We start from the raw sequence: 8146 nt of genomic DNA on the forward strand, positions 1-8146 counted from the left end.
GCGGCGTTTCACGTTTCACTTAACACACTGGGGTTCATTAGGAGTTTCACGATGGAAATGCTTAAGTTTGGTAAATTTGCTGCGCTGGCTCTGGCCATGGCTGTAGCTGTAGGTTGCTCGTCCAAAGGCGGCGACAATGCCGGTGAAGGCGCTGCTGTAGATCCAAACGCTGGTTACGGTGCTAACAGCGGTGCTGTTGATGGCAGCCTGAGCGAAGAAGCTGCTCTGCGCGCAATCACCACCTTCTACTTCGAATACGACAGTTCGGACCTGAAACCAGAGGCCATGCGCGCTCTGGACGTTCACGCTAAAGACCTTAAAGGCAATGGCGCTCGCGTAGTTCTGGAAGGCAACACCGACGAACGTGGTACTCGTGAGTACAACATGGCTCTGGGCGAGCGTCGTGCGAAAGCCGTTCAACGCTACCTGGTCCTGCAAGGCGTTTCGCCAGCTCAGCTGGAAGTGGTTTCCTATGGTGAAGAGCGTCCAGTTGCTACCGGCAACGACGAGCAATCCTGGGCTCAAAACCGTCGCGTCGAACTGCGTAAGTAATTTGACATGCGAACGTGCCGCCGTGCTTTAACCGTTTTGGCTCTTACCCTTCCGCTTGCAGCGTGGGGTGCGGTTCCTGTGGTCGATGACAACTCTGGCTCTGTTGGCAGCAGTTATCCGCCATCAGGTTATGGTACGGCCGGCGCCTACGCCGGGGGTGGGGCTACGGCTCAACCCTCGGCGCAAGGTCAGCTGTTCATGCAGTTGCAACAAATGCAGGATGAAATTTCGCGCTTGCGCGGAATAGTCGAAGTCCAGCAGAACGATATCCAGCAAATGAAGCAACAAGCGCTGGAGCGTTATCAGGACCTTGATTCGCGCATAGGCGCTGGCGGCGCACCTGCTGCACCCGCTGCCAATAATTCTTCATCCGACGGCGCAATCAATGCCGGCGGAACACCTGCTGGGGCTGCTCGGGCACCCCAGGCAGGCAGTGAGCCTCCTGATCCAGCGAAAGAAAAGCTCTATTACGAAGCTGCTTTCGATCTGATCAAGGCAAAGGATTTCGACAAGGCCAGTCAGGCCTTTACAGCTTTCCTTCGCAAGTACCCCAACAGTCAGTATGCGGGCAACGCCCAGTATTGGTTGGGGGAGGTGAACCTGGCCAAAGGGGACCTTCAAGGTGCTGGTCAGGCATTCGCCAAAGTCAGTCAGAATTATCCCAAGCATGCCAAAGTGCCGGACTCTCTGTACAAACTGGCCGATGTTGAGCGCCGCCTTGGTCACACCGATAAGGTCAAAGGCATCCTGCAGCAAGTAGTTGCCCAATACCCGGGGACTTCAGCCGCGCAGTTGGCTCAACGAGACCTTCAGCGTCTCTGATCGAGCTTGACCGCTGATTCAAGAAAGCCGCGCTTTGCGCGGCTTTTTTCGTTAGAATCTCGCACCCGAAATTCCGGTATTGATTTCGCTTCTCTGGATTCTGCGTGCGCAGGGTGCTTTGAAGTGCCTGACGGAGGCGGATGGCCTGTTTAGCCGTTACGCCCGTGGCTCTTATGCAAGACACATTACGCATCACCGAAGTTTTTTACTCGTTGCAGGGTGAAACGCGCACCGCTGGCCTGCCCACGGTATTTGTGCGACTCACTGGCTGCCCGCTGCGCTGCGGTTACTGCGACAGCGCCTACGCTTTCAGTGGCGGCACTATTCAGACGCTGGATTCGTTGGTTGAGCAAGTTGCCAGCTATCGTCCTCGCTATGTCTGCGTCACGGGCGGCGAGCCTCTTGCCCAGCCGAACGCGATAGGGCTGCTCAAGCGCCTGTGCGATGCGGGTTATGAAGTATCCCTGGAAACCAGCGGCGCGCTCGACATCTCGGCGGTGGACTCTCGCGTCAGTCGGATTGTCGATCTGAAAACACCCGGTTCCAAAGAAGTCACCCGCAACCGTTATGAAAACATTGACCTGCTGACGTCCAACGATCAGGTCAAGTTCGTCATCTGTTCTCGGGAAGACTACGACTGGGCGGTTTCCAAGCTCATTCAATACGGGCTTGAGCGTCGCGCGGGCGAGGTATTGTTTTCACCCAGTCATCACGACATGAGTGCGCGCGACCTTGCTGACTGGATAGTCGCTGACAACCTGCCAGTCCGCTTGCAGTTGCAGTTGCATAAATTTCTCTGGAACGACGAGCCGGGGCGCTGACATGAGTGAGCAAGTGATGAGTGAGAAAAAAGCGGTAATCCTTCTATCGGGCGGTCTGGATTCGGCCACCGTCGTTGCCATGGCACGTGCCGATGGCTACTCCTGCTACACCATGAGTTTTGATTACGGTCAGCGTCATCGGGCTGAACTGGACGCGGCAGTGCGTGTGGCCAACGACCTGGGCGTCGTGGAGCACAAGGTGATTGGTCTTAACCTCAATGGTATCGGCGGTTCGGCATTGACCGACAGTAGCATTGCCGTGCCTGAGTCGCCGGGCGAAGGTATTCCGGTGACCTACGTCCCTGCTCGCAACACGGTTTTTCTATCGCTGGCGCTGGGCTGGGCAGAAGTGCTGGGCGCTCGCGACATCTTTATTGGTGTGAACGCGGTGGATTACTCGGGGTATCCCGATTGCCGTCCGGAGTTCATCGAGTCATTCGAGCGCATGGCTAACCTGGCTACCAAGGCGGGTGTAGAAGGGCAAGGCTTCACCATTCAGGCGCCGCTGCAGAATTTGAGCAAGGCCGATATCGTCAAGGCAGGCGTGCGTCTGGGCGTCGATTACGGTCTGACGGTTTCGTGCTATCAGGCCGACGAGTTTGGGCGAGCATGCGGTAAATGCGACAGCTGTCGCTTGCGTGCTGAGGGCTTTGCATTGGCTGGGGTGACTGATCCCACGCGTTACTTTTAAAATATTTGCAAACAGGTGTTGAATTACTGAGAGAAATCAGTAATATACGCGCCACCACGAAGCGGGTCGTTAGCTCAGTTGGTAGAGCAGTTGGCTTTTAACCAATTGGTCGTAGGTTCGAATCCCACACGACCCACCATTTTTGGCTTCAAGAGTAATCTTGGAGCGGAATCTTAAAGATCTGGTGCCATTCGCATCAGGTCGCAGGCAGCTTGTAGAGGTGCCTTGTTTTACCGGGGTATAGCGCAGTCCGGTAGCGCGCCTGCTTTGGGAGCAGGATGTCAGGAGTTCGAATCCCCTTACCCCGACCAAATTGCTGTGTGGCTGTGATCTTAAAATTCTATTAGGTGGATCGTCTTCAGGCTGAAGGCAGGCATTACCATCTGATGGAATCTACACTCAGACAAGCAGCCGTCTGTCGCGAAACATAGCGCCGGCATTCGGTGATGTCAAATTGGAACGTCTTATTCGAAGCGAAAGCTGAGTGGATAAGGCGTTTTTTGTCCAAATTTCCTTTGCCTAGCATCTATCGGCCTAACCCCAGCGTTCATTAGGCGAGAAAAGACGACCCGTGGAAATCGGGATGCGTTTTCTAAGAGCAGACGTTCCTGGCTGCGAGCTTGCAGTTTCTCTGTCATCCAGAACGCGGGCTCCATCCAGTATCACTAAAGGTGTTTGAGCGGGAATGTTGCATCTGATCAGGTAGGTTTTGCGAGGGCCCCTGATCCAATGTTCTGACAGGTACGTTTTCCCTAGTCACATTCTTTCTCAGCCACTGCGCGATTTGGTCCAGGCTTCTGACTAACTCCTCTGGACTGGAGCAGTCCGATGGTAGCCCTGATATCTGCAACAGATCATCGTCATGACTTGAAGGCGCGAGGTACTCTGCTGGGCAACGTAGGTTATTTTGCTGGCTGGGTTCCTGCGTTGCGCTGCGGTCTCTTTTTGGCGGCTCATGGGAGCTTATCGGGGGCACTATTTTTGTATGTTTAGGGCTAACTGAGCCAGCATCCTGGTTGGATCTGGTTTTTTGTGGCGCGGCGGGGGAGATATTTGATGGGGCTTGGGTGGCTGGGGCAGATATCAAACTCTTGAGTGGGGTTGGCAACCTTGGCCGGTTGTCAGCTCGCACGGCAGCGTCAGCCTTGGAGAGGTATCTGATCTTCGCAGGTCGCCTTCCTCGTTCGTTCATGACTTCGCGCATCATGTCGTAATCAGGCTCTAGGTACTCCATGGTGGTAGCGATGTTGGAGTGGTTGAGCAACGTTTTTGTGAGATGAATGTTCCGCTCGGGCTGTCTCATCAGCTCGCTAGCGATCGTATGCCTAAATCTGTGCGGCGTAATTCTCACACCGGTCATGGCGGTAACTTTTTTGAACATCGCCTCGACCTGATCAGAGTTCATTTCTTTGCGACGGTAGTGGCCTGAAAAGCGATTCACGTTGAACAATTGATCCTTTGGAAGAAAGTCTAGGGCCCGAGCTGCAGTCATGATGCGTTCCAGGTGCGGCATTAGCCCGTCAGGTACGGGAATCATGAACTCACGATGCGTTTTCTCTGTCTCCCCTCGGACCTTAATCATCCGCTGGCTGAGGTCAATATCGACGTACCTCAAACATAGCAGGGCGTTAAGCCTTAAACCTGTGTAGTAAAACATCTCGAAAACAGATAGCCAAAACCATGCTGGCGTAATCTCAGTTCGAGATATTGTCTCGCTTTCCTCACTGGCAAGTACTTCTAGCCAGCTGCGCGCGCGCACTATTGCGTCGTTGACTATGGTCTTCTTGGGACGCTTAGTTGGGATAACTCGGGTCTCCCTTAGGGGATTGACTTTGAAATCAACCAGGCCGTGTTCCATTGCGTAACGATAGACGGTCCGCAAGTGGCTTGAGTAGGTGTTCCAGCTACGCTTGGAGATTCTGTCGAGTTCAGATCTGCGCCAGTTCAGCATTTCGCGATGAGTAGTCTCGCAGGCCAAGCATTCCCCGAAGAAATTCACATATGACTTGGTCGCTGCCCTGTAAATTTTCACAGTGTCAGGGCGCAGATCGTGGGTCAGTATGTATTCCTCAGTAAGCTCTGGGAGGGTCCTCGTATTCATTCGGATGTTTCCTTATCCGCCAGATTTACCAACGTCAGAACTGGGTTGTCATAAGGCACTTCGCTGAATGCTTCGGTAGGATCTGTAAGCAGGTAGCCCCTCAACTCTTTGCTCTTGCGAGGTCCTTTGACCAGGCACGTCCATATATTCAAGCCGGTCGGCGTCTTGCGATGCTTCTTCAATTTTTCAAAGGCACGCTGTACCAATTGCCATGCTTCTAGGTCCCGCTCTCGCGCCTGCCGCTCGATGCTGGGATTTTCCAGTGCATAGCGTTTAAAGATGTCTGGGCTGACCAAAAAGGCTGTGCCGTCTACTGTATGCACGCGTGCCTTGGCATCATTGATGATCACCTTGTGAGAGATCACACCGTCTTTGAGCCATCTCAGAAAGGCCGTGCCATGATTTGTATTCGGGTCGAGGACATCTTGATTCATCTGCTCAATCTGCATGTCATCGGTTGTTCCAGTTGCTGTGGTGGATTGCATGGGCTGTTTCAGGCGAGTGGTTGTTTGTGGTGGAGCGCTGAACGGAATCTGCTCATCAGTGGCAGGCTCAGGCACAGGAGGGGCGTCCGTTGACTCAGCGACTTGATCAGGGAATAGCTCGAGTAAATCATCCAGCGCATTAAAGTCTTTTTCTGGGGCGGGTTCTTTTTTCGACGGTGAAGGGTTCGCTTCTTGGTCGCTACCCGTGCCGCTGGGTTTCGAGCCCTTCTTGCTTGTGGACGCTAGCGGCTCTGTGGGAGAAGGAGTTGTCTCTTCGTCCTCACTCGCAACGGGTGCAGAGTCAACGGTCAGAATGCCTGTGTAGGGTTCAGGCCGGTCGCTGGCTTGTGGCCAGATCAAAGCTGGCGAGACTTTCAAAACGGTGAAGCTATTTTTCCAGCCCCGGCCATTGTCGATGTGGGCCTTCCAGATCGCCCTGCCTTCGGGGTTAGTCTGGATGATCGCCTGGTCCTAGAGCAGGTTGAACATCGGGGCGTTGGACGAGGGTATATGCTCAATGCCCTGTGACAGTAAATGAGCTCTGAGTTGGTCTACCGCAGGTTTACTGACAAGCCACAAACCATCCGCCGTCAGCCACCCATCCGAGGGTCCGTTGGGCTGGTTCAATTTGAACTTCTCAGACACAAGCATCCGTAAGCCTTCTGCCAGTTGTCGTTGAATAGACTGTTTGGGGGCCGACATCGCCCGACCTGGATTGCCTCCAAGTTCCTGAGCAACGGAAGCCTGGTCAGCTTGGGAAACGATTTCACCGAGAATATCGGCATGCTCGTACTGGCCCGCGAAAGCGAACACCAGTTGAGCCCATAGCTCGGGAAAGCCGCTGAGCCAGTCCAGTGCTGACGACGGAATCACGCTGGAGTAGATGAGGGAGGACGCTGCTCCGTGCAGTCGGTAGTCGCGGCCTTTGACGTACTTGAAGCGGTACGGCTGATCCAACGGTCCATGCCATGGATGCCAGGTTGTTCCATCCACCAGTTCTACTTGCACGTCGACTGCGATTTTGCCCAAGTCATGCACAAGGGCACCGTAAGCCGCTGCAGCAGACCACGCCTCTGACTGGGATGCTTGCGATTCGGGAGGTGCCCCAATCGGCAGTAGATACATCTGCCGGATCTTCAGCGCGTAGGCCACAATCTCCAGACCATGATCAAGCATGCCACCCTGATAGGCATGGTGATGGTTTTCTGAGGCTGGGAGCTGCTGGACCAGCGCGGCGTAGCGTTCGAACGCGCCGACGTAAAGGGTTTGGAATTGTTTGCGAGATAGCGAAGTACGCTGCCAAATATTTTCGATCAGTTTACGTCTGCGAGGCGTACCCAGCAGGGAGTCGGGCGACTCGGGTTTTAGAAAGCCGGCTGTCTTTTTGGAGGGAGGGGGGGAAGCTGTTTTTCGCAACAGAAACTTGAGCATTGAGGCACCCATGATGAGGTCATTGGTGGGCTTTTGCTCTACCTAACGCTGAGGAACAAGTCCAAACCTTTATTAGTTCTAGAAAGGTTGCCCCGGCAGGATTGTATGCCTGCTTCAAAGAGGCCGGTTTGTGATGGCTTTGGCGTGCTGCCATGGGCTTACATGAAAAAAGTAGATGCTTAATCAGTTCGGCAATCATCATTGGGGCCGTGCCCGGCGGTATTGGCTTCTGAACTCCTTTTTGTGGCTGACCATTTCCGTCGGCATCGACGGCCTTTTCAGGTAAGGCACTTACCCTTGTGCCCCATTCCATTAAAACCTTTCGCTTTTCCATTTGCTTCAGCCATTTCCTTTTGGGTTATATGAGGCAGGAGTCCAACCCTGGGTGATACATTCTGAGTACAGACGATCTAGATTTTCCAATCTAACACCTAATGGCTGAGGCAGATCTAGTGATCAAGGACGTTCTCAATCTTAAGCATCCAACAAGCAATCTCTTGGGGATTGTTTCAGGTCGGTTATCAGTATCTTCTGAGGCAGAAATCTCAGGCTGGAAGCCTTGGTGGGATTGGCTCGGAGCAATCTGATCCTGGTGAAGTGTTGTTCGTCGTGAGCTTGATTTTTAAGGGGGATTGAGTTGAATATAGCATGAAATAGGGCTATAAATGATATCAGAATGACATGTTTTACGACGATTCAGGGGTGAAGTATGACCACAGAAACTCGCAAAAACGGAAGCGCCGCAGTGCGGATCGGGCATGTGCTCGGCCGTGGTGTGGGTGGGATACTTCGCTCTGAAAAAGCGCTTTGGTCTTCATTCAGCCGTATTGGTGCGCCGAGCGTTATCGTCAATTCAGTGAAGTGGGTTGTTCGTGCTGCCGTGATCGGTACCTTCGCATTCTTTGCTGCGTGGGGACTGTTGTATGCCTTCGCAGTTCTTGCGATCTTTTCTATCGCATTAGGGTTAGTCAAAAATGGCGGCTTGAACTCCGGAATCGGTATTCTGCAAAGTAAACCATCTAATGCTGAGCTGCGTGAAGGTTTTGAAGGTTTTGGTCTCTACATCGACGAAGTGCGTGTTGATTGATACGCAGTGTTGATCCAAATCTCAGATCAACACTGGTTCGGTGCTTTCGTTTCAAATCTTTCCTTTGGCTATAGAAAGTCCCGTTTCAGCTCCTTTTCCACCAGCATCCTTGGCGCCGCCCGTACCCACTGTAAGTCCGCTCATCATCGAGCCTAA

General features: G+C 53.4%; 7 protein-coding genes, 2 tRNA genes and 2 pseudogenes. 7 read left to right on the forward strand and 4 right to left on the reverse strand.

Annotation, left to right across the window (positions count from 1 at the left end; translation table 11 throughout):
• Positions 1–51 precede the first annotated feature (51 nt).
• The 6 genes from pal (at position 52) to VGC62_RS23475 (ending at position 3197) form a co-directional block, all read left to right on the forward strand.
• Positions 52–552: a peptidoglycan-associated lipoprotein Pal gene (gene pal / locus VGC62_RS23450; RefSeq protein WP_268799979.1), complete on the forward strand. Its 501-nt coding sequence runs from the start codon at positions 52–54 to the stop codon at positions 550–552.
• 6 nt (positions 553–558) lie between these two features.
• A complete protein-coding gene (ybgF, locus tag VGC62_RS23455; protein WP_331189462.1) occupies positions 559–1374 on the forward strand; it encodes a tol-pal system protein YbgF in 816 nt (271 codons plus the stop codon).
• A gap of 173 nt (positions 1375–1547) precedes the next feature.
• Positions 1548–2195, forward strand: coding sequence for a 7-carboxy-7-deazaguanine synthase QueE (gene queE, locus VGC62_RS23460; protein ID WP_331189463.1), 648 nt, complete (start codon positions 1548–1550; stop codon positions 2193–2195).
• 16 nt (positions 2196–2211) lie between these two features.
• Positions 2212–2886, forward strand: a complete 675-nt coding sequence (gene queC, locus VGC62_RS23465; protein ID WP_331189469.1) for a 7-cyano-7-deazaguanine synthase QueC — start codon at positions 2212–2214, stop codon at positions 2884–2886.
• 63 nt (positions 2887–2949) lie between these two features.
• Positions 2950–3025, forward strand: a tRNA-Lys gene (locus VGC62_RS23470).
• A gap of 95 nt (positions 3026–3120) precedes the next feature.
• Positions 3121–3197: transfer RNA gene (locus tag VGC62_RS23475), tRNA-Pro, on the forward strand.
• Between the two features lie 323 nt (positions 3198–3520).
• Here the strand turns inward: VGC62_RS23475 and VGC62_RS23480 are convergent.
• From VGC62_RS23480 to VGC62_RS23490, 4 genes and pseudogenes are all read right to left on the reverse strand, one after another.
• A complete protein-coding gene (locus tag VGC62_RS23480) occupies positions 3521–4987 on the reverse strand; it encodes a site-specific integrase (protein ID WP_331189464.1) in 1467 nt (488 codons plus the stop codon).
• Positions 4984–5397, reverse strand: a pseudogene (locus VGC62_RS27830) (conjugal transfer nickase/helicase domain-containing protein); the annotation flags it as partial. The pseudogene VGC62_RS27830 and the gene VGC62_RS23480, both read right to left, overlap by 4 nt.
• A 359-nt stretch (positions 5398–5756) precedes the next feature.
• Positions 5757–6915: pseudogene (mobH, locus tag VGC62_RS27835) on the reverse strand (MobH family relaxase); the annotation flags it as partial.
• 7 nt (positions 6916–6922) lie between these two features.
• Positions 6923–7237 (reverse strand): hypothetical protein, encoded by a 315-nt coding sequence (locus tag VGC62_RS23490; protein ID WP_331189465.1) that lies wholly within the window; start codon positions 7235–7237, stop codon positions 6923–6925.
• A 375-nt stretch (positions 7238–7612) separates the two neighbouring features.
• Here VGC62_RS23490 and VGC62_RS23495 point away from each other — a divergent pair, with 375 nt between their 5' ends.
• A complete protein-coding gene (locus VGC62_RS23495) occupies positions 7613–7990 on the forward strand; it encodes a DUF3742 family protein (protein ID WP_331189466.1) in 378 nt (125 codons plus the stop codon).
• Positions 7991–8146: the final 156 nt, after the last annotated feature.

This window comes from Pseudomonas sp. (assembly GCF_036404235.1).
In the GTDB taxonomy this organism is placed as follows: Bacteria; Pseudomonadota; Gammaproteobacteria; order Pseudomonadales; family Pseudomonadaceae; genus Aquipseudomonas.

What these genes read in the sequence shown, in the direction of transcription:
- pal (WP_268799979.1), top strand. Translation starts at nt 52, where the DNA reads ATGGAAATGCTTAAGTTTGGTAAATTTGCTGCGCTGGCTCTGGCCATG.
- ybgF (WP_331189462.1), top strand. Translation starts at nt 559, where the DNA reads ATGCGAACGTGCCGCCGTGCTTTAACCGTTTTGGCTCTTACCCTTCCG.
- queE (WP_331189463.1), top strand. Translation starts at nt 1,548, where the DNA reads ATGCAAGACACATTACGCATCACCGAAGTTTTTTACTCGTTGCAGGGT.
- queC (WP_331189469.1), top strand. Translation starts at nt 2,212, where the DNA reads ATGAGTGAGAAAAAAGCGGTAATCCTTCTATCGGGCGGTCTGGATTCG.
- VGC62_RS23480 (WP_331189464.1), bottom strand. Translation starts at nt 4,987, where the DNA reads ATGAATACGAGGACCCTCCCAGAGCTTACTGAGGAATACATACTGACC.
- VGC62_RS23490 (WP_331189465.1), bottom strand. Translation starts at nt 7,237, where the DNA reads ATGGAAAAGCGAAAGGTTTTAATGGAATGGGGCACAAGGGTAAGTGCC.
- VGC62_RS23495 (WP_331189466.1), top strand. Translation starts at nt 7,613, where the DNA reads ATGACCACAGAAACTCGCAAAAACGGAAGCGCCGCAGTGCGGATCGGG.